The following is a 24,635-nucleotide window of genomic DNA, read 5'->3' as shown; positions in this document are numbered from 1 at the left end:
GAGATCGAGTATATGAAAGACATGACCCAACCCCGTGCCGTGCCCAAGGCGATCAATTGGAACCGTCTGCAGGACGACAAGGATCTGGAGATCTGGAACCGTCTGACAGTGAACTTCTGGCTGCCGGAGAAGGTGCCGCTGTCCAATGACATTCAGTCGTGGTCGCAGCTGACCCCGGATGAGCAGACCCTGACCATCCGGGTTTTCACCGGCCTTACCCTGTTGGACACCATCCAGAACGCGGTTGGCGCGCCGACCCTGATGCAGGATGCAATCACTCCGCATGAGGAGTCAGTCCTGAGCAACATCGCTTTCATGGAAGCGGTGCATGCGCGCTCTTACTCCTCTGTGTTTTCCACCCTGTGCCAGACCACCGAAGTCGATGAGGCCTTCCGCTGGTCGGCTGATAACGAGCACCTGCAGGCGAAATCGCGGCTGATCCTTGATGAATATGACGCCACCGCCTCGCCGCTGCGCAAGAAGGTCGCCAGCGTGTTCCTGGAGAGCTTCCTGTTCTATTCGGGCTTCTATCTGCCGATGCACTGGTCCAGCCGCGCGCGTCTGACCAATACCGCGGACCTGATCCGCCTGATCATTCGCGATGAAGCGATCCACGGCTATTACATCGGCTACAAGTTCCAGCGCGGGCTGGAGCGGGTGAGCGAGGCAGAGCGCAAGGAAATCAAGGACTTCGCCTTTGCGCTGCTGTTCGATCTTTATGACATTGAAGCGCGCTACACCGAGCAGCTCTATGACGGGTTGGGGCTGACCGAGGACGTGAAGAACTTCCTCCATTACAATGCCAACAAGGCGCTGCAGAACCTCGGCTTCGAGGCGTTGTTTCCCGATGAGAGCTGCCGCGTGAACCCCGCGATCATGGCGGCCCTGTCTCCGGGATCGGACGAGAACCACGACTTCTTCTCCGGCTCGGGCTCCAGCTACGTGATTGGCAAGGCCGAGGCGACCGAGGACGAAGACTGGGATTTCTGAACCAAGAAAGCCGCCACCGGACACCGGATGGCGGCTTTTTACTCTCTGCTCTTTACCCCTCTGATGGGCCTCATTTTGCACGCCCTCAGAGCCTCCCACCGCGTGCCGGTGTGCGCTGGCTTTGGGACCCTCGGGCGCGGGCCGCAGATGACAGCATCCCCCAAAAGCCGTGTGCGCGTTTTGAAAACGAAAAGCTCCGCCCGATCAGGTCGGACGGAGCTATCTGGCTCAGAGCAATTGCTGTGCGCTGCCTCTTACAGGAACATCTGTGCCACGATGGCAGACCCGACATAGGTGCCGGTCATGACCAGCACCGCAACCACGGCGATCTTCCAGCCCGATGTCTTGGCGATCTCAATCTCGCGCTTGGCGATGGCGATACCGGCGTAGGCGAGACAGGGCGTTGCAAGGGTCAGGAAGTTCACGTGACCGACTTTGTCCAGCACCCAGGCGCTGCCCGGCGTCCAGGGCAAGGTCGCCACGATACCGACGAGCGATATCCACGCCACGGAGGGCAGTTTGAACGGGACAAACTCGGTCAGCAGCAACCCGACCATGCAGATCACCCAGAGGACGATCAGCCCGAGCAGCCCCTGCGGAACGGTGTTCTCGGTCGCCACCGTGTTGCCGACCAGCGCGACAATGCTGACGACGATCAAAGCTGCCGCATGCGTGCCCAGGCCCAGCTTTGCCTCGGTGGTTGGGTCTTCGAAGGATTGCGTATCGCTCATGATTATTCTCCTGCCGCCGAGGCCGGTGCGTCCTTGCGGCCCAGCCAGTCATAGAGTTTCTCCGTCACCGGAAGCGCCACGAAGACGCACAGATACATGCCTGTTGCATAGGTCAGCACGTTGCTGGCGCCGGCCAGTGCAAGGATCTGATCCTTCATTTCGGGCACCGCGCTCACCAGGGCGCCAGAACATGCGGCCATCATGGACCCGGACCCGATACCACATGCCATCGCCAGTGCGTCGATCGAGAACATTCCGGTCGTCGCAAGGATCGACGCCAGAATTGCAAAGATGAACGTGCCAAAGAGCGTGCCGATGACATAGACGCCCATGACGCCCGCACCTTCCTGGCTCTTCAGGCCATATTTATCCGCGATGATTGCAATGTTGGGCTCCCGCGCAACGGAGAAACACGCGCCGATGGACTCGCGCCCCATGCCCAGCACAAGCACCGCAACAGGAAAGGCCAGCACCACGGTCGCCAGATTGCCCAGCTCCTGCAGGATCAGCGCCGGGCCTGCGTCGATGATGGTCGACATCGATGGGCCGATGATTGTGCCAAACTTTGCAATAAAGGGCATGATCGCGATGACGATCATCGGCGAAGCGGCACTCACGTCCCGGTCCTTGATCCACACTTTGGCGCTGCGCACAACATTGGGATTGATCAACAGGCCCAGAACAAACGCATAGAGCAACGGCAACAACAAGATCGCACCGATCCCGATCGGCACCTTGATAACCCCGATCGCCTCGGCGATCACGGTGATGACCACGGCGCTCAGATGCAGCCGCCAGTCAAACAGGATGTCCTTGATATGCATGGATTTTACCTTCCGTTGGTTCCATTTGCGCCCTTCTGACGAGGGCGATTGGGATTTGCAATGGGACCAATGTGCTCACCGCCCCTATTCCGTAGATCTCAGCCCGGTGCGTAGCCGAACCCCTGCACGGGATTTTCCGCCGTTTCGACCCAAACCGATTTGGTCTGCGTGTAGGCTGCCAAGGCCTCGCGCCCCGACGACCGGCCGTAGCCGGAGCGGCCAAAACCACCAAACGGCGACATGACGTTGATCGTCTTGTAGCTGTTGATCCAGAATGTTCCGGCCCGGACCTCTGCCGCCACCCGATGTGCGCGTCCGACATCACGGGTCCAGACGGCCCCGGCAAGCCCGTAGGGCGTGGCATTGGCAAGGGTGATCGCCTCTTCCTCGTCGTCGAAGGGCAGCACGGAAACCACGGGCCCGAACACCTCTTCGCTGGCGATGGTCATCGACGGGGTGACGGCATCCAGCACGGTTGGGGCGTAAAAATATCCACCGCTCTGCGCCAGCGCTTCGGGTTTGGCACCACCGCTGGCGATCTGCGCGCCCTGCGCCACGGCCTCCTGCACCATGCTGTCGACCTTTGACCATTGGCGCAGATTGTTGACGGGGCCAACCTGGGTGAGCGGGTCCATCGGAACGCCCACCGGAATGCGCGCAGCAGCCGTGGCCAGCTTGTCGACCACTTCGGCCTGTACCGAGCGATGCACCAGAAGGCGCGATCCCGCAACGCAGCTTTGTCCGCATGACGCAAAGATCGCGGCCTGCGCGCCGACCACCGCACGGTCGATGTCAGCATCGCCAAAGACGATGTTTGCGGATTTCCCGCCCAGTTCCAACACCGACGGAATGAGGCGCCTGGCTGCCGCTCCGGCGATCTGGCTGCCAGCCTCTGCCGAACCCACAAACACCACCAATGCGGTTTCCGGATTGTCGATCATCGCCTGCCCGGACCCTGGCCCATTGCCCGCGATCACATTCACCAGCCCCCTTGGCACACCGGCCTTTTCACACAGGATCCCAACGACGATCGAGGTCAGCGGTGTCAGCTCCGAGGGTTTGATCACCACGCCATTGCCGGCACAGATCGCAGGCGCAACCTGCCAGCAGCATGTGAACAGCGGCGCGTTCCAGGGGGTGATCTGGGCAACCACCCCAAGCGGTTCCTGACGCGTGTAGTTCAAATGGGTCGACGGCACCGGGATCACGTCGCCCGTGATCTTGTCACACCAGCCCGCATAATATTCGAACATCTCCGCCATACGTGCCGGTTCGCCGCCGGTGTCACGGATCGGGCGCCCGGATGAGAGCGCCTCCAGCTCCGACAACAGAACCGCATGGGCGCGGATCTGGCGTCCAATCTCGAACAGGATCCGGCCACGTTCCGAAGCGGTCTTTGCGTACCACTCCTTCTGCGCCGCCTTCGCCGCGGTGGCGGCCCGACCCACGACCTCGGCCCCGGCATCACGATAGCGGGCAAAAACCTGCCCGGTTGCGGGATCTGTCAGCTCCAGGTCAGCGCCGGTGCCGGGCAAAAGTTCGCCGCCCACATAGGATTGCACATCCGCAGAGCCCGTCAGTTCGCTCAGCAGTTGCGCGACACGGCGCGCGGTATCAACAACAACGTCGGTCATCAGTCTTTCTCCTTCCGGCTCAGACGATCCACTTTTGGATCGCCCATCAGCATGAAATCATCCGCATCACTCAGATCGGAATTCTCTTGTGCCCATAGGGTTGCGGCGAGATCCGCGATTGGGGTAGCAACGCCGGCCTCGGCGGCCAGTTCGCGTGCCAAGCGCAGATCCTTGCGCATCAACCCCGTCGAAAACCCGCTGTCGAAACTCCTGGGCAGCACCCATGTCGGGACATGAATTTCCGAGATAGCACTGCGTCCAGTGGCTGAATTGATCACCTTCAGCATCTCTTCGGCGTCCACTCCGGCGGCTTCGCCCAGACGCAGTGCTTCCAAGGTGGTCACCATGTGATTGGCGACCAGCATGTTGTTCACCAGCTTGGCGACATTGCCCGCCCCGCTCGGCCCCACATGATTGATCTTGGCGGCCATCGCCTCCAAGGCGGGCATCGCCACGGCGACCCATTGCGGGTCACCCCCCAGCATCACCGAGAGCTGGCCGGAGGCCGCGCCAGCAGGACCGCCGCTGACCGGTGCATCAAGGAAACCATGCCCTTTGGCCGCAAGCCGTGCAGATAGCTCCCGGCTGACCGCAGCCTCGGATGTGGACGTATCAATAAGAACCTTTGGCGCAGCGCCTTCGCTCAGCAGGGCCGTCTCTTCAGCCGCGGCAACAACCGTCTCGACGTGCTGAGCCGTCGGCAGGGATAGCACGATCAAATCGGCTGCAAAGAACACTGCATCGGTGCAGGGAACCGCTGTGATACCGGCGTCCTCGGCCCGCTTGCACGCCGCCTCGGCGGGATCATAGCCAACCACATCATAGCCTGCCTCCACCAGGCTAGAGGCCATACCAAAGCCCATCGCCCCCAGTCCGATCACGCCTGCCGTCTTGCTGCTCTTCGCTGCCATCTTGTGCTCTATCCCGTCGAATGACGCCCAATTCGGGGCTGTTCGACCGAACAAAGCCCAAGCAGGGCGATCACAGGAAGTAGTCCATTCGGGCACGATGCGTTGCTGTCAAGGCAACACTAGTCGCGGAACGCCAGCATATGCTCGGACAGGAAACTGGCGACCAGAGCGACAGACTTCGGCAGGCGGCGCCGGGCGCGCACCATGAGATGTGTGCTGACCTGCTGCAAAGATGTCTCTTCGATGTCGAGGATCGCCAGATCTCCGCGTTCCGCCTGATTGGTTGCAGAAAAGCGCGGCAGGAAACTCACCCCGACCCCGGCACAGACATAGCGCAACAGGAGCGAGATTGACGCAGTCTCAACCTGCACGCGCAACGCAAGGCCACGGTCGGCGGCAGCCTGCCCCACCAGATGCCGGATCGCATAGCCTGCATTCAGCATCGCCACCGGCTGCTCCAGCATCTCGGCGAGGGTAACACTGCTGCGCCCGGCAAGCGGCGAGTGGCTGGGCACAAGTCCACAGAGCGATTGCCGGGAATGGGCAAGTGACCGCGTCGCCTCGGTCATCAGCGGGTTATAGGCGATGCCGATATCGCACTGCCCCTCGATCACCCGGCGCTGCAACTCATCCGTCCCGGCGTGGTCGATGATAAAGCGCAAATGCGGATGGTCTCGCGTCAGTGCGAGCAATCCGTTCTCCATCAGATCCGACGCAAACCCCTCACCGGTGGCAATCCGCACGATCTGGCTACGCCCGTCCTGGTAGTGGCCGATCTGATCCAGAAGGTAGGTTTGTTCATCCCGCACATGCTGCGCATGCTCTCGCATCAACTCCCCGGCTTCGGTGAGTTTCACCCCCTTGGAGCTGCGCTCGAACAGGGGCACACCCAACCGCGCTTCGGCTTCTGCGATCTTGCGCGAGATGGCGGAGGGGACGACGTTGAGCCGCTCCGCCGCGCGCCGGATCGAGCCTTCATGCGCGACCACGAGAAACTCGCGCAGGAACTTCGTCTCAAACGCATCCATCACGCGGCCAGGCAGTGACGGGCCAATCGCACCCAGTATTCGGCTCCGACCGGTAGCACGGCATCGTTGAAATCAAACTTTGCCGAATGCAGGCCCGGGTTCTCGCCGTCGCGCGCGGCCCCCAGCCAGAGATATGCGCCGGGCACCTCGTTCAGCATGAAGGCGAAATCCTCAGACGCCATGCTGGGGGCGGCCAATGTGGTATCAAGCCCCATCCCGGTCGCCACCTCGCGCGCGATTGCGGCCTCGGGCGCGGCGTTTATCGTCGCGGGATAGCGCCGTTGGTAATCCACCTGCGCCGTACACCCCTGTGCTTCGGCGCTCGCCCTGGCTATACACTGCAGACGCTCTTCGATCATGTCGCCAGCTGCTGCGTCAAACCAACGCGCGGTGCCGCGCAGGACAGCCCGATCCGGACATACGTTCCAGGCCGAACCGGAGTGGATCTGCGTCACCGACACCACCCCCGGTTCCAGCGGAGACAGCGCACGGGCCGGGATTTCCTGCAATGCACCCGCCATGGCCGCCGCAGCAGCGATCACCCCGTCAGACTGCTCAGGCATGGCGCCATGCCCGCCGCGCCCCGAAATTTCGATCTCAAAGACCGCAAAGGCCGCCATCATCTTGTCATCGCGCGCGACCATCCGCCCCGGCGCAAGGCCTGGCCAGTTATGGATGCCGAACACCCGATCCACCGGAAACTCGCGAAACAAGCCCTGTTCGACCATCACCCGCGCGCCGCCGTCATTCTCTTCGGCGGGCTGGAAAATCAGCGTGACCGTCCCCGTGGTGACGCCCTCCTGCGCGATCTGGCGCGCCGCAAGCAGCAGCATCGCAGTATGCCCATCATGTCCGCAGGCGTGCATCTTGCCCGGCGTGGCTGAGGCGTAAGGCAGCCCTGTTGCCTCGTCCATCGGCAGCGCGTCGATGTCGGCCCGCAGGCCAATGACAGGGGAGCCCTGCCCCAATTGCGCCACGACGCCAGTGCCCGCGAGGCCACGATGCACCCGCCAACCCCACTCCGTCAGCAGCCCGGCAATCATGTCGGAGGTGCGATGTTCCTCAAATCCAAGTTCGGGATGGCGATGCAGGTCGTGACGCCAGGCGATGGCATCGTCGATATGGCTGTTGTCGAACATAAGTGTCTCTCAGGTCTTGGGTGTTTCACAAAAGCTCAGCAAGATGCCGCCCAACCGCGCAGGTTCGGTCAGCACCACTGTCTCAGCGATGTCTCGGTAGGCAAAACCGCCCGCCGCAAGGAACGGGCGCAGATTTGCAAGCGCAGTGCATTTGATATCGAGCGAGATCACCGAAGGCGTCCCATCCGGGGCCAGATCATCAGGCAAGGGCCCGAATACAGCGGTCGCCGACGCACGACTGACCACGCGCCAGTTGCCATTGCCGGTGGTCACTTCAAATCCCCAATCGGTGTCGCGCATCGCAGTGGCGCCATGCAGGGTCGACAGCCAATCGCGCACAGCGGGCTGATCCGTAGGTTCGGCGAGGATGGTGGCAGACGCAAAGCCATACGCGCTGTTGGGGTGGTTCATCCACTCGGGAAACTCGATCAGATCCCGGCGATGCTGCTGGCAGGCAAACATGCTCAACCGGGGCAGCCCCTCGCGGGTAAAGATCTTGAGCGTGGTCTTCGTTCGATCCGCCGTCCCGTCCTCGCGCCGCACATCCCGGCCGAACTCGACCGTGCCCTCGCAAGTTCCGCCGCGCCCGACCACAGCGGCCTCATCGGCAGCAGCATCTGTTGAATTCAACGCAGAGAGGGGCACGCCTTCGCGATCTGAGAGCCACTGCTGAATATGGCGGCCAAAACGGAACGTGCCCGCCGGATAGCTGTCCAACAGAGTTTTATCCTGCACCCCGACCAGCTCCAATAGCTGATTGCGAAAGATCACCAATGCGGTGGACGTGCCCCAGGGGTGCTGGCCCGGCGGCTTCATCAGGAACCCAAGCGACCGATAGGTCTCGCGCGCCTGAACAATGTCGTTCACGCACACCAGCGGGTGATCTATTCCAAGTCCAGTCATCGCATCCCCCGCTTTATATCCTTGAGCGCCGCAAACCCGCCAAACCGCCCCGCGCCACGGTCTGTGCCGCGCGGCCCCGTCACCAGATGGCCGGCGGGGACATTACGCGTCACGATAGCGCCCGCTGCAACCGTTGCACCCGCTCCGACCTCCACCGGGCCAAGCACAAGCGCCCCTGCCCCCACAACCGCGCCACGACGCAGAATAGGGTGTCGGGCCTCGCCCATATCGACAAAATTCGATCCCAGTGTCACCCCATGCCACAGGCAAACATCGTCTTCGATGACCGCCGTCTGACCGATGACGATACCCAGCCCGTGATCGAGCCAGACGCCCCGCCCGATCTGTGCCTGGGGCCAGATCTCGACACTCAGCGCGCGCGAAAACTGGCCTTTCACTGCCAGGGCAAGCGTCTCTCGCCCCGCCAGCCAAAGCGCGCGCGTCAGGCGGTAGGACATCAGCGCGTGAAACCCATGGGCAAAATGCAGAACCTGAGCCGCCCCGCCGGGTGCCTCGTCCCGCGCGGTGGTTGCAAGCAGATCATCAAGAATAAGGTCGAGCACCTGCGGCTGATCGTGCAGGACCTCAATCGCAGTGGCCCGCAGTTGATCCCGTGGCGCGCCCTCGGGCAAGCATGCAGCAAGCACCGCCGCAATCAGCTCCGGCAGGGTCTCGATGCGCTCCGGGTCGTACCCGAAGAGCTGCACCAAAGCGGGCTCATGCGCGAACAAGGTCCGCGTGGCCGGCAACAGGGGATCCTGAAAGGGATGTGAGGGCATGACGATCTCGGCTGTTGGTCAGAGCAACTGTGCACTGAGATCGGTGATGCGGACAAGACGACTTTCGCGACACTTGCGTTGCCAGATCGAGAACACCAATGCGCCGCGTTGGAACACCAGCCGTGCGGCCAGCCGTTGATCGCATCGTTGCCAGCGCCGACCTGGGCGCGGCCCGTGATGGCCAGACGGGTGCGAGGGCATCCGTCCAGCCTTGCCTGATGAGATCCCGTAGCTCTCAACTCGCCTGCGGGCGCGGCTCCGCAGCGTGCGAAATCCCCGAGATCGCCTGGATCAGGCTGTCTTCGGTGACCTCATCTGCCCCAAAGGTGCGTGTGATCCGCCCGCCATACATGGCGATGATCCGGTCGGAAACATGCAACACCTCGGGCATTTCCGAGCTGATCACGATCACCGCATAGCCCTGTGCCGCCAGCTCTCGGATCAGATTGTGAATTTCGGATTTGGACCCAACATCGATCCCGCGCGTCGGCTCATCCACGATCAGCACCTTCGGACGCATCGACAACCACTTTCCAATCACGATCTTCTGCTGGTTGCCGCCCGACAGGTTACCGACAATCTGGCGCCATCCGGGTGTACGAATATCAAGCTTGTCGCGGTATTGATCAAAGATCGCGATCTCTGCCCCTTCGGCAACAAAAGGGCCGGCCTTGAGGTCGTCCACCTGCGGCAACGTCATGTTGTCGCGGCAGTTCATGCCCAACACCAGCCCCTGTTCCTTGCGATCCTCAGGCACCAGAGAAATCCCTTTGGAAATTGCATCGGCGGGCGACTGGATCCGTGTTTCCTGACCGTCGAGCAATATGTGACCGCCAGATGGATCCCGCAGACCGAATAGCGTTTCGGCGATCTCCGTGCGGCCAGCCCCGATCAAACCATAAAACCCCACCACCTCGCCATAGCGCACAGTGAAACTGGCGTCATTGAACAGCTTGCCGCAGCTGAGGTCCCGCACCTCCAATGCCACGTCGCCCAATTCGTGATCGCTGGCGGCTCTCGACAGGTCCAGCTTGCGCCCGATCATCAGCTGGGTGACGTCTTCTTCGGTGGTTTCAGCCGTCTTGAGGGTTCCGCGAAACTGGCCGTCGCGCAGCACGCTGATGCGATCCGTAATCTTGAAGATCTCCTCCATCCGGTGAGAGATATAGATGATCCCAACCCCCTGCGCCTGCAGGCTGGCGATCACGTCGAAGAGCACCACTTTCTCCGCATCGGTGAGCGAGGCGGTGGGCTCGTCGAAAATCACCGCCTTGGCATCTACAGTCAGCGCGCGGGCGATCTCCACCATCTGCTGGTTGGCAATCGACAGGTCGCCGACACGCGTGCGCGCATCAAAGCCGACCTTCAGGCGCTCAAGGATGGCGTCCGTCTGCGCGTAGAGCGTGGCCCAGTCCACCAACCCCAGACGCTTGCGTGGCAGCTCTCCCAGATAGATATTCTCGGCAACTGACAGCTCGCCAGCGAGGCTCAGCTCCTGGTGGATAAACACAATCCCCTTTGCCTTGGCTTCGAGGGGCAGCGCCATGACCACCGGCTGTTCGCCGACGATAATCTGTCCGGCATCTGGTTGGTGAATACCGCCGAGCACCTTCATCAGGGTGGATTTTCCAGCGCCATTTTCCCCCATCAGGGCGTGCACCTCTCCGGGCATCACGCTGAAGGACACGTTGTCGAGGGCACGCACGCCCGGAAATGTCTTTACGATCCCTTCCAGGCGCAGCGCGGGAGTTTGCTCGCTCATAGTCTCAATTCCTCTTTGCCCTTGATGTTCAACTGACGGTCCAGAAACAGGACGGCCACAAGGATCAAACCGATCACCAGGTTCACGGTCGACGTGTCAGCACCGATATGGGCCAGCCCCTTGCGCAGCAGCTGGATCGCCAACACCCCACCAAAAGTGGACAGGATCGACCCCGCACCGCCGGTCAGCTTGGTGCCGCCAAGCACCACCGCAGTGATCACCCAGAGCTCATACAACTCACCATCGTTGGGGTTTACAGAGCCGCTTTCGGAATAGAAGACGACTGCCGACAGGGCGGCAAGAAACCCGATGATGACGAAGTTTATCATCATATGCGGCCCAACCCTGATCCCGGCATTGACGGCCGCCTCACGGTTGTTGCCGATCGCATAGGCGTTGCGGCCATGCACGGTTCGGTTCATCAGGAACCAGATCGCTGCGGTCGCCGCCAACAGGAACCAGGTCGGTGTGTGCAGTCCCAGGAACTGCGCTTCGGCAAAATCCACAAGCGTCCAGTTCAGATGCGAGGTTGGCTGCTCGCCATTGTACATGAACACCAGACCGCGATAGCCCAGCATCGACCCAAGCGTCACGATGAAGGCATCCACGCCGGTTTTCCACACGATAAGACCATTGAGCGCGCCCAGCATGGCCCCGGTCAGAAGCGCCAGCGCCCAGGACAGCGGGATCACCCAGTCGCCCAGCCCAGCAAACATCGGCCATGTCATACTGTCCAACAGGACAATCGCGCTGATGGCATAGATCGCCCCAACCGAAAGGTCGATATTGCCGTTGATCATGATGATCGTCATGCCCATGGCGATAATGCCGATGGGGGCGGATTGCTTGAACAACAACAACATGTTGTCCAGATCCATGAAGGCCTTGTCGCTGAGCGACAGGAACTCTCCGGCGATGGTGAAGAAGACCAGCTCGAACAGGATGAACCCCCAGATCGCGCCACGCTTCAGGAAAGTGCTGAGTGTGCCAGGTGCCATGTGCAAACCTCCGTTACGCGATGGGGGACCAAAGCTTGCCCCGCTTGGCCGCAATGTCGAGCCAGACGGCAAGGATGATGATGATCCATGTGACGACGTATTGAACGTAGAACTGCAACCCAACCAGCAGCAGACCGTTCTGGATGAAGCCGAGGATCAGCACGCCGATCACGGTTTTGAAGATCGTACCCGCGCCCCCCATCAGGGAGGCTCCACCAAGGATGACCGCCGCCAGAACCTCCAGCTCCAGCCCCTGCCCGACGGTGTTCTGACTGCCCAGCGACCGGCTTGCCTGAATGAGCCCGGCCGTTGCCACGCAAAAGGACGAGATCAGATAGCAGCAAAACACCAGTCGCGCCCGCCGAATGCCGGCAAAGGTCGCCGCCACGCCATTGCCGCCCACGGCATAGACCTTGCGACCAAAGGGCGTCTTTGACAGCACCGCGCCGAGGAGTGCGGCGAGCAGAACGAACAACAGGATCGGGATCGGTATGCCCATGGCATCCCCCTGCCCGAACACGCCGAACCACGTGCCTTCCTTATCGGCGATGTCCATGTTCTTGCCGCCCGAGTAGGTCAGCGTCAGGCCATGAATGGCCGACAGCATGCCAAGGGTCACAATCAGGGAGTTCAGCCTGAGATAGCCGACAAGAAACCCGATCAACGCCCCCAAGCAAAGCGTCATGGCGAACATCGCCGGGATCGCCAACGCCGGGCCGATTTTGTCGTGCAGGTCCAGCACCACGATGGTGGAGAAGGACATCATCGACCCGACAGACAGGTCGAGATTGCCGCTGATCACCACAAACGTCACGCCCAGCGCCATGACACCAAGGATCGCCGAAGAGCGGATCACGCCCATCACGTTGTCCGGGTCGAGAAAGCGCTCGTTTGCGACGGTAAATCCGATCATGAAAATGACGAACGCCACCAGGATGCCCTGCCGCGCAAGAAGACCGGTGATGTTCAATCTGGCAAACCAGCTCTCGGTCCGGCCGGACGGGCTTGCCTTGTGTTCCGCAGTTGGCGGCATTTGTTCCTCCCTCACCCGCTGGTTCTGTCTCATACCAGCGTCATGCCGCCATCGATCATCACGATCTGGCCAGTCATGTAGTCGCTGTCCTTTGATGCCAGGAATGTCGTTGTCCCGGTGATGTCTTCGGGGCGTGCCACGCGTCCACGCAGGATGGTGGCCGAAAACTCTTCCATTGCCTGACCGGGGCGATCCGCGGCTCCGATCTGCATCAGGTCCTGATCCACCTGCTCCCACATTTCCGTCGCCACCACGCCGGGAGCAAAGCCGGTAACGGTGATGTCATGCTTCGCCAGGTCCCGCGCTCCGGACTGAACCAGCGCCACCACACCCCATTTGGAGGCGCAGTAGGGCGCCACATTGTCAAAACCCTGACGGCTGGCGATGGAGGCGGTGTTCACGATCTTGCCGCCTGTCCCCTGGGCGATCATCTGCTTGGCAGCCTCCTGCATTCCGATCAGGCAGCCCAAGCCGTTGACGTTCATGATGAAATGCCAATTGTCCTCGGTCACATCCAAAAAGTTCATTGGCCGGTTCACACCGGCGTTGTTGAACTTCACGTCCAGCTTGCCAAAGGCCTCCACGGTCTTTGCGATCATCGCGCGCACTTGCTGGCGGTTGGTCACGTCGACTTCGGCCCAAGTCACCCGCCCGCCGTGGTCTGACGCGCGGGGCTGGTTTGCCTCTGCCACCGTGGCGGCCAGGGTGCCGTTGATGTCGGCAAAACAGACGTCTGCGCCCTCATCCAGAAGCGCCTCGCCAATGGCGCGTCCGATCCCCTGCGCCGCGCCTGTCACAATACAGGAACGCCCGGTCATGCGGCCCATGGTTCATGTCCAATCTGTTGTGGTCGTGAAGTCTCGCATGGCGCATCGGGCGCGGGCCGCACAGGCGCACGCCCGATGGCAGCCGGGATCAGAACACCGGCTTGTCGAACTCGCCCATGTTGTCCTGGGTGATCTTCGGCGTATCGAAGTAATTCAGGAACGGCACATCCTTGCCGCTGAGCACATCAACCGCAGTCTGCAGGGCCGCTTCGGCGTCATCGACCGGAGACTGGTAGATCGACCCCCAGTATTCGCCCCGCTCCATCGCCTCATACCCAACCGAGAAGTTGGTGGCGCCCACAAAGATGATACCGTCGCGCCCCGCGGCCTTGGCAGCATTCAGAGCGCCCACGCCCATGTTGTCATCGCCGGAATAGACACCGTCGATATCGTCATATTTGACGAGGAAGGCCTCCATCACCTTTTGTGATTTCTCACGGTTCCAGTCACCGGGCTGTGTCTCGACCAGGGTCACGTTGGGGCAAACCTCCGGCAGACGGTCCTCAAACCCCTTGGCGCGTTCGATCGCCGTGGTGTAGCCCGGTTGACCGGAAATCTGCACGATGCGAGCCTCATCCTCGATGCCGCTTGCCTTGAACTTGTCGCACATGATCTCTGCCGAGCGGGACCCTTGGGTGATATTGTCCGGACCAGAGAAGGACGCGACGAAATCAAATCCCTGTTCCGCGATGTTGGAATTGGTCACGATCACCGGGATATCGGCGTTATGCGCCTTGCGTACTGCCGGGATCACCGCCTCACCGTTGGTGGGCCAAATGATGATGGAATCGACCTCTTGCTGGATCAGATCTTCCATCTGGGCGATCTGACGCGCCACATCACCGCCGGCATCCAGCACCACTGTTTCGATATCCGGATTGGCCTCCGCCGCCGCGATAAAGGCCTTTTCATAGGTGGTCTGATAGCTGTCCACACCCACGTTGTTCTGCGTGATACCGATCTTCATCGTATCCGCGGCGACACCACCGGCGGCCGTCAGTGCCAGAACGGCGGTGGCCGAAGCGAGAGTACTGTTAAGTTTCATTTCGGGTCTCCTCCCAGATATTCCCCTGTTTCGTCCCATACCGGCGAACTCCTCCCGTTCGGTCAGCATGGCCCGCCAGTTCCGGCGGCTGCCTCAAAGAATGCCGCGTGCCGCAAAGCTGCGTGCCCGGAATTTTATCCATAATGGATTATTTTATATCCATAATGGATTTATTCGCGATCCCACCCAGTGACCAAACTGAACATCCTGCAAAGGAGCGGCGCAATGCCAGACAATGATTCATCCAATCCGGATATGTTTCCCCCGCCGGGAGTGACCTCCGAGAGAAAGGTTCAAACGCATCTCATGAACATGATGCGCGGACATAGCGAGGGCAACATGGTAACGCCCCAGGCCAAAACCGAAATGCTCCAGATGATGTCGTTTCTGGATGACTTCGCTGATGAGCTTGAGGACACCATAGAGCTGTTTGCGCCAAATCCGTTCTATCGGATGGCGCTGCATCTCGTGCGTGGGCACCTCGAAGGCAAGGTCATCACCCCGACCTCACTGATCGGCGCCGCGCGGGTTCCCTATGCCACCGCAACCCGTCGCCTGAAGGAGATGACAGACGCAGGCTTGATAGAGAAGCGTCCACGGACCAAGACCGGCAAAAGCTTTTCCATGCATCCAAGCGAAGCGCTGCTTGACCAGTGGATGCGCCTGTCAGGACGCCTGCGCCGCATCGGAGACGCCCGCTTCGGTCGCGGCGGCGCGGCGCAGGACACCACCGACTACTACTTCGGCGGCTCCTATCTGGCGGCGCAGTCGATCCCACCGCTACAGGTTCTGGCCGAACCGCTGAAGGCCTCTGGTGGTCTGCGGGTTCTGGTGCACGGCGACCCCACCTTCATGGTGATGGACAATCTGAAGCGCCAGTTCGAACAGGTGATCGGCACTCAGATCCACCAGCGCGCCTTTTCCATCGACCGCCTGCGCGAGGAAGCGCTGCGCAATGCGGAGCGCAAGGCCAGCCGGTACGATATCATCGCCGTGGATCTGCCCTGGGTTGGCAGCTTTGCCGCGCGGAATGTGCTGATGCCGCTGGACGACGTGATGGATATCGCGCGTCTCGACCCGGCGGATTTCCACACGGCAGGCTGGAACGCGGCCCATTGCGGCGGTCGTCCCTACGGCGTGCCCGCCCAGACAACACCAGAATTGCTGTTCTATCGCCGCGATCTCTTTGCCGAGGCCGGGCTGGAACCGCCCGCCTCGACGGACGCGCTGCTGAATGCGGCCAAGGTTCTGCATGAGCCGCAACAGGGCCGATATGGCATAGCCTGGAACGCGGCGCGCGGGACGGCGCTTGGCCACACCGTGCTGATGACGCTGGCAGATTTTGGTCAGCCTGTTCTCGACCTGCCGGTGATCGCTGGCGGCTTTGACACCTCCGGGCTGCTGGATGGCGACCTGCGTCCCACCATAGACACACCTGCCGGTTTGCTGGCAGCAGAGTATCTGCTGGAGATGCTGCAGTATTCGCCACCCGATATCCTGTCGATGTCCTGGTACGAGCGGGTGCGCCCCTATGCGGCGGGCAAGGTGGCCATGGCCTATGGCTACACCCTGCTTGCCCCCTATTTCGAACTCGACAGCTCCTCGCCTGCCCATGGACAGACCGGATACCTGCCACACCCCTGCGGTGCGGATGCTACGCCGGTCGCCCCGGTTGGAGGCTATGTGATGGGCATTCCGGCCAATCTGCCCCCCGAACGGGTGCCGGCCGCGGTGGAGGCCCTGCTGGTTTTCACCTCACCGGAAGCACAGAAGCTTTACGTGCAGAATGGCAGCCGCACCAACCCGCGCTATTCCGTGGGCGCAGACCCCGAAGTGCGGCGGATCTCGCCCATCTTCGAGGCGGTGGATGCGATGTCCTGGCGTGACGAGCTGCAATTCTGGCCGCGTCCGCCGATGCCGGGGATCAACCGAATGATCCAGATCTGCGGCGAGGAATTCCACGACATGCTGCGCGGCATCCAGACCCCGCGCGAAACCCTGCGCCGCGCCCAGTCCCGGGCCGAAGACATGCTGCGCTCGGACAAATTTACGTGACATGAGGAGGAGAGACCCATGGACCCCAATCGCCTGAACGGCAAGAATATCCTGATCACCGGTGCCGCCCGCGGCATGGGGGCTGCCAACGCCGAAGCCTTTGCCGCGCAGGGGGCTAATGTCTGCATCGGCGACCTTGATGGCGATGAAGCGCAGGCGATGGCGAACCAGATCAACAGCGCTGGCAACGGCAAGGCGATTGCGGTCAAAATGGATGTGACCAAGCGCGAGGACAACGCCGCCGCTGTGGCTGCCACCGTTGACGCCTTTGGGTCCATTAACATCGGTCTGTTCAATGCTGGCCTCAACAAGCCCCGGTTCTTCATGGATATTGATGAAGACAACTGGGACATGATCATGAACGTCAACACCAAGGCGATGTGGCTGGGGATGCAGGAAACTGCGCGCCAGATGATCGCGCAGGGGCCGATGGAGGATCATCCCTACAAGCTCATCAACGTGGGCAGCATTGCCTCGCGCAAACCGCTGGTGGATGTGACGGTTTACTGCACCTCGAAATACGGCTGTCTGGCGCTGACTCATTGTGGGGCGATTGGTCTTGCAGAGCACAAAATCACCGTCAACGGCTACGCCCCCGGCGTGGTGGTGACGCCGCTCTGGGAGCAGCTCGACAAGGATCTGGTCGATATTGGCTTCAAGGAACGCGAAGGTCAGGCCTATGACGACATTGTGCGTGATGCGCTTCAGATCAAGCGGGTGTCCTATCCCAAGGATATCGTCGGCACCGCGTCTTTCCTCGCCTCTGACGACAGCGACTACATGACCGGCCAGATGATCCACATAGATGGCGGCTGGTGCATCCAGTAACACATTAAGTCACTGAAATTAATACATAACGGGTGGGCTTCGCCGCATCCGAAAGGAGTTCCTCATGTCAGAACGTCCGGGCAATGCCCTTATGCCGAACCTGCTCACACCGCAGGATCTTGAGCCCAATTGGGAATGGCGCGAGAAGCTGCCGGCCCATGGCCACATGTCCGTGGATTTTGAACGTCGCGTTGATCACGACCGCCTGCGTCGATATCGCCTCGCTCGGACTCGTCAATCCCTGAAAAACTCAAACGCAGGCACGCTGCTTTTGTTCGACGTGAACAATATTCGGTATGTTTCAGCCACGAAGATCGGTGAATGGGAGCGCGACAAGATGTGTCGCTTCTGCCTGCTGACAGGCGACGACAGCCCCTATGTGTGGGATTTCGGTTCTGCTGCGGAGCATCACAAGCGGCACTCCGACTGGCTGGAGCCAAGTCACTGCCTTGCTGGCGTTGTCGGCATGCGGGGCACCATTCCACCGGAATTCGGGTTGATGCAGAAATACGCCAAACAAATCGCCGGATTGATCCGCGATGCCGGAATGGCCGATATGCCCGTTGGTGTGGATTATGCCGAAACGGCTATGTTCCACGCCCTGAAAGAAGAAGGCCTCAACGTGGTTGATGGACAGCAGATCATGCTGGCAGCGCGTGAGATCAAAAACACCGATGAGATCCAGCTTCTGACCCAGGCCGCTGCAATGGTCGATGGCGTCTATCACATGATCTATGAAGAGCTGAAACCCGGCGTGCGCGAAAACGATATCGTCGCTCTGTCCAACAAGATGCTCTACGAGATGGGCTCCGACGATGTGGAGGCGATCAACGCCATTTCGGGCGAACGCTGTAACCCGCATCCGCACAACTTCACCGACCGTTTGATCCGTCCCGGCGACCAGGCCTTCTTTGACATTCTTCAGTCCTATCAGGGCTATCGCACCTGTTATTACCGGACATTCAACGTCGGCCGCGCAACTCCGGCGCAAAACGATGCCTATGTGAAAGCGCGCGAATGGATCGACGCTTCCATCGCGATGATCAAGCCGGGTGTGAGTACCGACAAGGTTGCCGAAGTCTGGCCGACGGCACAATCGCTTGGCTTTGCGAACGAGGATCAGGCCTTTGGCCTGCAGTTTGGTCATGGCCTCGGCCTGGCACTGCACGAACGCCCAATCATCAGCCGTGCGGTCAGCATGGACCATCCGATGGAGATCAAGACCGGCATGGTGTTTGCGCTGGAAACCTACTGCCCGGCCACTGACGGATATTCCGCTGCACGGATAGAGGAAGAAGTCGTCGTGACCGAAACCGGTTGCGAAGTCATCAGCCTCTTCCCCGCCGAAGAACTGCCGATCGCCAACAGGTACTGAGACACCTCCCCGCCTGCCCGGCCCCGATCACTGCGGGGCCGGGATTTTTTGACCGGAGACACACCATGAGTTCTGCCAAACAGACCCAGACAAATTCAGAGGATTATCTGCGCATGTACCGCCAGATGGTCCGTATCCGCACCTTCGAGGACAACGCCAACCAGCTGTACCTCTCGGCCAAGATGCCGGGGCTGACGCATATGTATTCGGGCGAAGAAGCCGTCGCCGTGGGCATCTGCGAGGCCCTGAAGGTCAGCGACAAGATCACCTCCACCCACCGCGGCCATGGCCATTGCGTCGCCAAGGGCGCCGCCTTCAAAGAGATGTTCTGCGAGCTGCTGGGCAAGGAAGAAGGCTACTGCCGCGGCAAGGGCGGCTCGATGCATATCGCCGATCAGTCCAACGGCAACCTCGGCGCCAATGCGATCGTCGGAGGATCCATGGGCATTGCGACCGGAGCCGCCTTCAGCGCCAAACTGGCCGGGCGCGACGACGTGGCCGTGTGCTTTTTCGGTGATGGCGCGACCGCGCAGGGATTGATGTACGAGGTCATGAATATGGCCGCCCTGTGGAACCTGCCGGTGATTTATGCCTGCGAAAACAACGGCTACTCGGAATACACCAAGACCGATGAAATCGCCGCCGGCTCCATCACGGCCCGCGCCGAGGCCTTTGGCATCGAGGCGCATCAGGTGGACGGTCAGGACGTGCTGGCGGTCAATACACTGACCCAGCAGCTGGTGGAGCGTGCGCGCAAGGGCGAGGGTCCATTTTTCATGGAGCTGATGACCTACCGCTACCACGGCCACCATGTCGGCGACATCAATCGCGAATACTACCGCTCGAAGGATGAGGAACGCGACTGGAAAGACAACCGCGACCCCATCGTGCGGTTCCGGGCCTGGCTTGTGGACGAAGGGATCGCAACCGAGGACGAGATCGAGGCGCTGAACGCAGCCGTGCGCAAAGATGCCGAAGAGGCCGTCACCTACGCGCTTGATGCGCCTTACCCCGATGGCGCGGAGGTCGACATGCATGTCTACACCGACGTCCCCCACGCGCTGGCCTGAGGAGGAAATGATGCGAGAGATTACCCTGTCACAGGCGGTAAACGAGGCTTTGGCCGAAGAAATGCGCCGTGACGAAAGCGTGTTCATCATCGGCGAGGATGTCGCCGAAGCCGGAACACCGTTCAAGGTCCTGTCTGGTCTGGTCGAGGAATTCGGCACCGCGCGCGTCGTCGACACGCCGATCGCCGAACCCGGGTTCATGGGCATCGCCGTCGGGGCCGCCATGACCGGAAGCCGCCCGGTGGTGGACCTGATGTTCGGCGACTTCCTGTTTCTGGTCATGGACCAGCTTTGCAATCAGGCGGCCAAGACCCACTACATGTCTGGTGGCAAGCTGAATGTGCCTTTGGTCTTGCGCACGAACCTTGGCGCCACCCGCCGCTCTGCCGCGCAACACAGCCAGTCCCTGCACGCGCTGGTCGCCCATATTCCGGGGCTGAAGGTCGCAATGCCCTCCTCGGCGCTGGAGGCAAAGGGGCTGATGAAAACCGCCATCCGCGACGACAACCCGGTGGTGATTTTCGAAGACAAGCTGATGTACAACGACAAGGCCGAGGTGCCCGAAGGCGGCGATCTGCTGATCCCCTTTGGCGTGGCCAACGTCAAACGCGAAGGGCGCGATATCACCCTGATCGGCACCTCCTCCATGGTGCAGGTCTGCGAGAAGGCGGCCGAACTCCTCGCCGCAGAGGGCATTTCCGCAGAGGTGATCGACCCGCGCACCATCGTGCCGCTGGATGAGGCGACCCTGGTGGCCTCCGCCAAGAAAACAAGCCGCGTGATCGTGGTGGATGAGGGGCACCAGAGCTACGGCGTCACCGGAGAGATCGCCAGCCGCATCAACGAAAAGGCGTTTTATCACCTCGACGCGCCCGCGCTGCGGATGGGGGCGATGGATGTGCCCGTCCCCTTCTCGCCCGCATTGGAGGATCTGACCGTCCCGACACCCGAGGCCGTGGCAGAGCAAGCCCGCAAACTCTGCGCCGGGGAGATGATCCATGCCGCTTGACGTCATCATGCCCGCGCTCGGCATGGCGCAGGACACCGGACGCATCGTCGCCTGGCACAAGGCATCGGGCGATGCGGTTGCGGCGGGCGACGTGCTGTTCGAGGTGGAGACCGACAAGGCCACGATGGAGGTCGAAGCACAGGAACCGGGCTTCCTGACCGATGTGGCCGCCGCCGCTGGCGATGATGTCCCGGTCGGAGATGTCATCGCCCGGATCGCGGACGCCCCCGGCGACAGCGCCTCCCCCTCCCCTGCGCCGTCAGACAACGCGTCATCCCCAGCGGATGCCCTGCCCGAGGGCAACAGCGTCATCATGCCGACATTGGGCATGGCGCAAGACACCGGGCAACTGGTGGCATGGCACAAGACCCCGGGAGAAGCCGTGGCAGAGGATGATATTCTGTTCGAGGTGGAAACCGACAAGAGCACGGTTGAGGTGCCTGCCGGCTTTGACGGCTATGTCGCTGCACAATTGGCCGAGGCGGGCGAGGATGTGCCCGTCGGGGATATTATCGCCATCATTTCCGCCACGCCCCCGGACACACCTGTGGTCCGGCGCCATGCCACACAGACGGTCGCGAACAACACGCCGCCTGCGGCGGAAGACACGAACCGCAAACCAAGCCCGCCGCCCAAGCCCGATCCCGAGCGCCGCACCAATGCGGCACCAGCGGGGACGCCCCGTTCCGACGGGCGCATTCTGGCCTCCCCCAAAGCGCGCAGACTGGCGCGCGAACAGGGGCTGGATCTGGAGCATTTGGTGCAGGCGGGACACCCGCAGCCCTATCATGTGCGCGATCTGGAGGTGCTGAAAGCATTGCCGACACAGGCACAGGCGATGCAGGCACAGGCGTCACAGCCCGCCCGCCGCCTGACCGCGGAATTGACGTCTGTGGACCTTGCGGCCTTCACCAACTGGGCGGCAGAGCATGCAGATATCGGCGACCCCAGAGCGCTGCTTGCCGGGCTGGCGGGCGCCGGGCTGGAACGTGATGACGCGGTGGTCGCGGTCGAGCAACCAGGGGGACTGCGTCATTTTCACGTACCGCGCGGCGCATTGGGTGGCGTCACGCCGCATGACGGTGAAGACCCCTCCCCCGACCTGATTTTGCGCGACTTGCGGCAAGCGCGGATAACGACCGTCGCCATCGGGCCCGAACATGCCCCGGTCCTGACCCTGACAACCTGCGGAGAGGGGCTTTCCCTCACCTTGGAGTGCAGCGCCGAACAACTCTCCGGGCCCGCAGCGGTCACCCTTCTGTCCGAGACGGCAGGCCGACTGGAGCAGCCGCTCCGCCACCTGCTTTGACCCCATTTTGATGACCCATGGAGTATGACATGGACCACACGGATCTCTATATAAACGGCCGCTGGCACCCTGGCGCCGAGGGCGCCCGCTTTGACGTGGTGAACCCGGCGACCGAAACTGTTCTGGCCTCCGTCGCCTCGGCAGAAATCGCCGATGCAAACGCCGCGCTGGATGCCGCAGAAACCGCGATGAAGGACTGGGCCGCCCGCACGCCGCGGCAACGATCCGAAGTGCTGCGCAAGGCCTGGGAGCTGATGACAGCGCGGCTGGACACATTTGCCCATCTGATCACGCTGGAGAATGGCAAGGCCGGGGCCGATGCCATGGGCGAGGCGACCTATGCGGCCGAGTTCTTCCGCTGGTTCGCCGAAGAGGCCGTGCGGGCAGACGGGATTTTGACCCATGCGCCTGCCTCCGGCGCGCGGATCATGGTGCAGCACAAACCTGCAGGCCTCGCGGTGCTGGTCACCCCGTGGAATTACCCCGCCGCCATGGGCACCCGCAAGATTGCCCCTGCGCTGGCGGCTGGCTGTGGTGTCATTATCAAACCTGCCTCGGAAACCCCGCTGACCATGCTGGCGCTGATGCCGCTGCTGGAAGAGGCCGGGGTGCCGCCGGGCCTCGTGAACGTGCTGCCCTCGCGGCGCACCGGCGCGTTGGTCGACCACATGCTGCATGATCCCCGCGTCCGCGTCGTGTCCTTTACCGGCTCCACCGGAGTGGGGCGCAAGCTGCTGCATTCCGCCGCCGATCAGGTCCTGAAACCCGCGATGGAACTGGGCGGCAACGCGCCCCTGATTGTCTGTCACGATGCAGATATCGAGGAGGCGGTGGCCGGCACCATGCTGGCCAAGATGCGCAACCTGGGCGAGGCCTGCACCGCCGCCAACCGCATCTACGTGCATGACAGCGTGGCGGCGGAATACACCCGTCGCCTCAGCGCGGCCATGTCGGAACTGAAAGTCGGCGATGGCAGCGATCCGTCGGTCGACGTGGGCCCGTTGGTCAATGCCGACACAAGAGACAAGGTGGCGGGCTTCGTGCAGGACGCGCTCGCCAAGGGTGCAAGACTGGAATGTGGCGGCGACATCCCTGCGGGCAAGGGATATTTCTACCCGCCCACGGTGCTGTCGAACGTGCCGGAAACCGCTGATTGCGTGCATGACGAGATCTTTGGCCCGGTTGCCGCGATACAGACCTTCCAAGATGAAGACGACGCGATCACCCGGGCCAATGCTACGGAATACGGGCTGGTCGCTTATGTTTTCAGCCGCGACATGAAGCGCGCGCTGCAACTGTGCGAACGTCTGGAATACGGCATGGTCGGGCTCAACCGTGGGCTCGTCAGTGATCCCGCCGCCCCTTTCGGTGGTGTGAAACAGTCGGGACTGGGCCGCGAGGGCGGCCATGAAGGCATGCTTGAGTTCATGGAAACCCAATATATTTCGGCCAGTTGGTAAGGAGGCACATATGTCGGATATCATCGCCTCCCCATCGGTCCGCGCATCTGCGTTGAACAAGGGCATAGACCTGGCGCAGTTGGCACAGGATCTGGGCCGCACCACCATCGGCCACGAGGATCTTACCACGACGACACGCGCGCCAAACGCGGGAGACGCGGGCGCCGCTCAGAACGCCCAGTATTGGCAGGTCGACCACAGTGCCTATGGGCCCGTGACAGAAGAGCCGCTCAGCCGGTTCGCGCAGGTGGCTGCAGGTAATCTTGGTGCCGCCAATGCGCTGATCCCGCAGGTGACGCATCACGATCAGGCGGATATGACCGCGATCGAAGCGCTGCGCCAGAGCTGGAAACCGGACGCGCAGGCCCGTGGCATCAAGCTGACAGCGCTGGCCTTTCACGTCATGGCGCTGGCGCGCAGCCTGCGGGAATTCCCCACGTTCAACGCCTCGCTCAGCGCAGACGGCAAGACGCTGATCCTCAAAGACTATGTTCACATCGGCATTGCCGTGGACACGGCGCATGGGTTGATGGTTCCGGTCATTCGGGATGCGGACAGAAAAGGCCTGTTTCAAATTTCAGGTGAAATCACGGATCTGGCCGCTCGGTCGCAGTCGCGCAAGATTGCCCCCGATGAGATGGGCGGCGCCTCGATGAGTATCTCGAACCTCGGCGGGATCGGTGGCTCGGCGTTTATCCCGATCGTCAATCCGCCGGAGCTGGCGATCCTCGGCATTACCCGGTCGCAGATGGTCCCCGAATGGGATGGCGAAGCCTTCAAGCCGGTGCTCAAGGCCCCGCTGGATCTGAGCTACGACCACAGGGTGATCAACGGGGCCGATGCCGCGCGCTTCATGTCCTGCCTGTGTGGGTTTCTCACAGAACCACGGCGGCTTGTGATTTGAGAGGCGCGCTAGGGACTTCAC

At 61.7% G+C, this 24,635-nt stretch carries 22 protein-coding genes; 9 read left to right on the top strand and 13 right to left on the bottom strand.

Going from position 1 to position 24,635, the window contains the following annotated elements; translation table 11 throughout:
• The first annotated feature begins 12 nt into the window (after nucleotides 1-12).
• Entirely contained in the window at nucleotides 13-990 is a 978-nt protein-coding gene (gene nrdF, locus CLV89_RS08195; protein ID WP_106163179.1) for a class 1b ribonucleoside-diphosphate reductase subunit beta, read from the top strand.
• Nucleotides 991-1,244: 254 nt separating this feature from the next.
• Here nrdF and CLV89_RS08190 read toward each other — a convergent pair whose 3' ends face one another.
• The 13 genes from CLV89_RS08190 to CLV89_RS08125 all read right to left on the bottom strand — a co-directional run bounded on the left by CLV89_RS08190 (nucleotide 1,245) and on the right by CLV89_RS08125 (nucleotide 14,604).
• Nucleotides 1,245-1,721, bottom strand: a complete 477-nt coding sequence (locus tag CLV89_RS08190) for a hypothetical protein (RefSeq protein ID WP_106163178.1) — start codon at nucleotides 1,719-1,721, stop codon at nucleotides 1,245-1,247.
• Between the two features lie 2 nt (nucleotides 1,722-1,723).
• A complete protein-coding gene (locus tag CLV89_RS08185) occupies nucleotides 1,724-2,545 on the bottom strand; it encodes a DUF3100 domain-containing protein (RefSeq protein WP_106163177.1) in 822 nt (273 codons plus the stop codon).
• A gap of 98 nt (nucleotides 2,546-2,643) precedes the next feature.
• Nucleotides 2,644-4,179 carry an aldehyde dehydrogenase family protein gene (locus CLV89_RS08180; RefSeq protein ID WP_106163176.1) on the bottom strand — a complete coding sequence of 512 codons (1,536 nt, stop codon included), beginning with the start codon at nucleotides 4,177-4,179 and terminating at the stop codon, nucleotides 2,644-2,646.
• Entirely contained in the window at nucleotides 4,179-5,090 is a 912-nt protein-coding gene (locus tag CLV89_RS08175; protein WP_106163175.1) for an NAD(P)-dependent oxidoreductase, read from the bottom strand. Before CLV89_RS08175 ends, CLV89_RS08180 begins: the two co-directional genes overlap by 1 nt.
• Before the next feature lie 119 nt (nucleotides 5,091-5,209).
• On the bottom strand, nucleotides 5,210-6,118 hold the full coding sequence (locus CLV89_RS08170; RefSeq protein ID WP_106163174.1) for a LysR family transcriptional regulator: 909 nt from the start codon (nucleotides 6,116-6,118) through the stop codon (nucleotides 5,210-5,212).
• Entirely contained in the window at nucleotides 6,118-7,257 is a 1,140-nt protein-coding gene (locus tag CLV89_RS08165; RefSeq protein WP_106163173.1) for a M20 aminoacylase family protein, read from the bottom strand. Before CLV89_RS08165 ends, CLV89_RS08170 begins: the two co-directional genes overlap by 1 nt.
• Nucleotides 7,258-7,266: 9 nt before the next feature.
• On the bottom strand, nucleotides 7,267-8,160 hold the full coding sequence (locus CLV89_RS08160) for a VOC family protein (RefSeq protein ID WP_106163172.1): 894 nt from the start codon (nucleotides 8,158-8,160) through the stop codon (nucleotides 7,267-7,269).
• Nucleotides 8,157-8,909 carry a serine acetyltransferase domain-containing protein gene (locus CLV89_RS08155; RefSeq protein WP_243394968.1) on the bottom strand — a complete coding sequence of 251 codons (753 nt, stop codon included), beginning with the start codon at nucleotides 8,907-8,909 and terminating at the stop codon, nucleotides 8,157-8,159. Before CLV89_RS08155 ends, CLV89_RS08160 begins: the two co-directional genes overlap by 4 nt.
• A 265-nt stretch (nucleotides 8,910-9,174) precedes the next feature.
• Nucleotides 9,175-10,701 (bottom strand): sugar ABC transporter ATP-binding protein, encoded by a 1,527-nt coding sequence (locus CLV89_RS08145; RefSeq protein WP_106163169.1) that lies wholly within the window; start codon nucleotides 10,699-10,701, stop codon nucleotides 9,175-9,177.
• A complete protein-coding gene (locus tag CLV89_RS08140; RefSeq protein ID WP_106163168.1) occupies nucleotides 10,698-11,699 on the bottom strand; it encodes an ABC transporter permease in 1,002 nt (333 codons plus the stop codon). The genes CLV89_RS08145 and CLV89_RS08140 overlap by 4 nt, the downstream gene beginning before the upstream one ends.
• A gap of 13 nt (nucleotides 11,700-11,712) precedes the next feature.
• Nucleotides 11,713-12,612, bottom strand: coding sequence for an ABC transporter permease (locus tag CLV89_RS08135; RefSeq protein ID WP_243394977.1), 900 nt, complete (start codon nucleotides 12,610-12,612; stop codon nucleotides 11,713-11,715).
• Between the two features lie 149 nt (nucleotides 12,613-12,761).
• On the bottom strand, nucleotides 12,762-13,559 hold the full coding sequence (locus tag CLV89_RS08130) for an SDR family NAD(P)-dependent oxidoreductase (protein WP_106163166.1): 798 nt from the start codon (nucleotides 13,557-13,559) through the stop codon (nucleotides 12,762-12,764).
• A gap of 88 nt (nucleotides 13,560-13,647) precedes the next feature.
• The gene (locus CLV89_RS08125) at nucleotides 13,648-14,604 is read right to left on the bottom strand and encodes a sugar ABC transporter substrate-binding protein (RefSeq protein WP_106163165.1); all 957 of its coding nucleotides are present in this window, start codon (nucleotides 14,602-14,604) and stop codon (nucleotides 13,648-13,650) included.
• Nucleotides 14,605-14,943: 339 nt separating this feature from the next.
• Here CLV89_RS08125 and CLV89_RS08120 point away from each other — a divergent pair, with 339 nt between their 5' ends.
• From CLV89_RS08120 to CLV89_RS08085, 8 genes are all read left to right on the top strand, one after another.
• Entirely contained in the window at nucleotides 14,944-16,659 is a 1,716-nt protein-coding gene (locus CLV89_RS08120; RefSeq protein ID WP_243394967.1) for an ABC transporter substrate-binding protein, read from the top strand.
• Nucleotides 16,660-16,677: 18 nt separating this feature from the next.
• The gene (locus CLV89_RS08115) at nucleotides 16,678-17,487 is read left to right on the top strand and encodes an SDR family NAD(P)-dependent oxidoreductase (RefSeq protein ID WP_106163163.1); all 810 of its coding nucleotides are present in this window, start codon (nucleotides 16,678-16,680) and stop codon (nucleotides 17,485-17,487) included.
• Between the two features lie 64 nt (nucleotides 17,488-17,551).
• Nucleotides 17,552-18,862: a M24 family metallopeptidase gene (locus tag CLV89_RS08110; RefSeq protein WP_106163162.1), complete on the top strand. Its 1,311-nt coding sequence runs from the start codon at nucleotides 17,552-17,554 to the stop codon at nucleotides 18,860-18,862.
• A gap of 65 nt (nucleotides 18,863-18,927) precedes the next feature.
• Entirely contained in the window at nucleotides 18,928-19,932 is a 1,005-nt protein-coding gene (locus CLV89_RS08105; RefSeq protein ID WP_106163161.1) for a thiamine pyrophosphate-dependent dehydrogenase E1 component subunit alpha, read from the top strand.
• Entirely contained in the window at nucleotides 19,898-20,941 is a 1,044-nt protein-coding gene (locus CLV89_RS08100) for an alpha-ketoacid dehydrogenase subunit beta (protein ID WP_279327874.1), read from the top strand. Before CLV89_RS08105 ends, CLV89_RS08100 begins: the two co-directional genes overlap by 35 nt.
• Complete coding sequence (locus CLV89_RS08095; protein WP_106163159.1) at nucleotides 20,931-22,250, top strand: biotin/lipoyl-containing protein; 1,320 nt, start codon at nucleotides 20,931-20,933, stop codon at nucleotides 22,248-22,250. Before CLV89_RS08100 ends, CLV89_RS08095 begins: the two co-directional genes overlap by 11 nt.
• 29 nt (nucleotides 22,251-22,279) lie before the next feature.
• Nucleotides 22,280-23,710, top strand: coding sequence for an NAD-dependent succinate-semialdehyde dehydrogenase (locus CLV89_RS08090; protein WP_106163158.1), 1,431 nt, complete (start codon nucleotides 22,280-22,282; stop codon nucleotides 23,708-23,710).
• A 10-nt stretch (nucleotides 23,711-23,720) separates the two neighbouring features.
• Nucleotides 23,721-24,614: a 2-oxo acid dehydrogenase subunit E2 gene (locus tag CLV89_RS08085; protein WP_106163157.1), complete on the top strand. Its 894-nt coding sequence runs from the start codon at nucleotides 23,721-23,723 to the stop codon at nucleotides 24,612-24,614.
• The last annotated feature ends 21 nt before the right edge of the window (nucleotides 24,615-24,635 follow it).

This window comes from Tritonibacter scottomollicae (assembly GCF_003003215.1).
Classification (GTDB): Bacteria; Pseudomonadota; Alphaproteobacteria; order Rhodobacterales; family Rhodobacteraceae; genus Epibacterium; species Epibacterium scottomollicae.
This window is presented reverse-complemented; position numbering and strand designations above follow the sequence as displayed.

What these genes read in the sequence shown, in the direction of transcription:
- CLV89_RS08160 (WP_106163172.1), bottom strand. Translation starts at nt 8,160, where the DNA reads ATGACTGGACTTGGAATAGATCACCCGCTGGTGTGCGTGAACGACATT.
- CLV89_RS08185 (WP_106163177.1), bottom strand. Translation starts at nt 2,545, where the DNA reads ATGCATATCAAGGACATCCTGTTTGACTGGCGGCTGCATCTGAGCGCC.
- nrdF (WP_106163179.1), top strand. Translation starts at nt 13, where the DNA reads ATGAAAGACATGACCCAACCCCGTGCCGTGCCCAAGGCGATCAATTGG.
- CLV89_RS08095 (WP_106163159.1), top strand. Translation starts at nt 20,931, where the DNA reads ATGCCGCTTGACGTCATCATGCCCGCGCTCGGCATGGCGCAGGACACC.
- CLV89_RS08135 (WP_243394977.1), bottom strand. Translation starts at nt 12,612, where the DNA reads ATGATCGGATTTACCGTCGCAAACGAGCGCTTTCTCGACCCGGACAAC.
- CLV89_RS08120 (WP_243394967.1), top strand. Translation starts at nt 14,944, where the DNA reads ATGGTAACGCCCCAGGCCAAAACCGAAATGCTCCAGATGATGTCGTTT.
- CLV89_RS08190 (WP_106163178.1), bottom strand. Translation starts at nt 1,721, where the DNA reads ATGAGCGATACGCAATCCTTCGAAGACCCAACCACCGAGGCAAAGCTG.
- CLV89_RS08140 (WP_106163168.1), bottom strand. Translation starts at nt 11,699, where the DNA reads ATGGCACCTGGCACACTCAGCACTTTCCTGAAGCGTGGCGCGATCTGG.
- CLV89_RS08175 (WP_106163175.1), bottom strand. Translation starts at nt 5,090, where the DNA reads ATGGCAGCGAAGAGCAGCAAGACGGCAGGCGTGATCGGACTGGGGGCG.
- CLV89_RS08085 (WP_106163157.1), top strand. Translation starts at nt 23,721, where the DNA reads ATGTCGGATATCATCGCCTCCCCATCGGTCCGCGCATCTGCGTTGAAC.
- CLV89_RS08115 (WP_106163163.1), top strand. Translation starts at nt 16,678, where the DNA reads ATGGACCCCAATCGCCTGAACGGCAAGAATATCCTGATCACCGGTGCC.
- CLV89_RS08110 (WP_106163162.1), top strand. Translation starts at nt 17,552, where the DNA reads ATGTCAGAACGTCCGGGCAATGCCCTTATGCCGAACCTGCTCACACCG.
- CLV89_RS08165 (WP_106163173.1), bottom strand. Translation starts at nt 7,257, where the DNA reads ATGTTCGACAACAGCCATATCGACGATGCCATCGCCTGGCGTCACGAC.
- CLV89_RS08100 (WP_279327874.1), top strand. Translation starts at nt 19,898, where the DNA reads ATGTCTACACCGACGTCCCCCACGCGCTGGCCTGAGGAGGAAATGATG.
- CLV89_RS08170 (WP_106163174.1), bottom strand. Translation starts at nt 6,118, where the DNA reads ATGGATGCGTTTGAGACGAAGTTCCTGCGCGAGTTTCTCGTGGTCGCG.
- CLV89_RS08145 (WP_106163169.1), bottom strand. Translation starts at nt 10,701, where the DNA reads ATGAGCGAGCAAACTCCCGCGCTGCGCCTGGAAGGGATCGTAAAGACA.
- CLV89_RS08090 (WP_106163158.1), top strand. Translation starts at nt 22,280, where the DNA reads ATGGACCACACGGATCTCTATATAAACGGCCGCTGGCACCCTGGCGCC.
- CLV89_RS08180 (WP_106163176.1), bottom strand. Translation starts at nt 4,179, where the DNA reads ATGACCGACGTTGTTGTTGATACCGCGCGCCGTGTCGCGCAACTGCTG.
- CLV89_RS08130 (WP_106163166.1), bottom strand. Translation starts at nt 13,559, where the DNA reads ATGGGCCGCATGACCGGGCGTTCCTGTATTGTGACAGGCGCGGCGCAG.
- CLV89_RS08105 (WP_106163161.1), top strand. Translation starts at nt 18,928, where the DNA reads ATGAGTTCTGCCAAACAGACCCAGACAAATTCAGAGGATTATCTGCGC.
- CLV89_RS08125 (WP_106163165.1), bottom strand. Translation starts at nt 14,604, where the DNA reads ATGAAACTTAACAGTACTCTCGCTTCGGCCACCGCCGTTCTGGCACTG.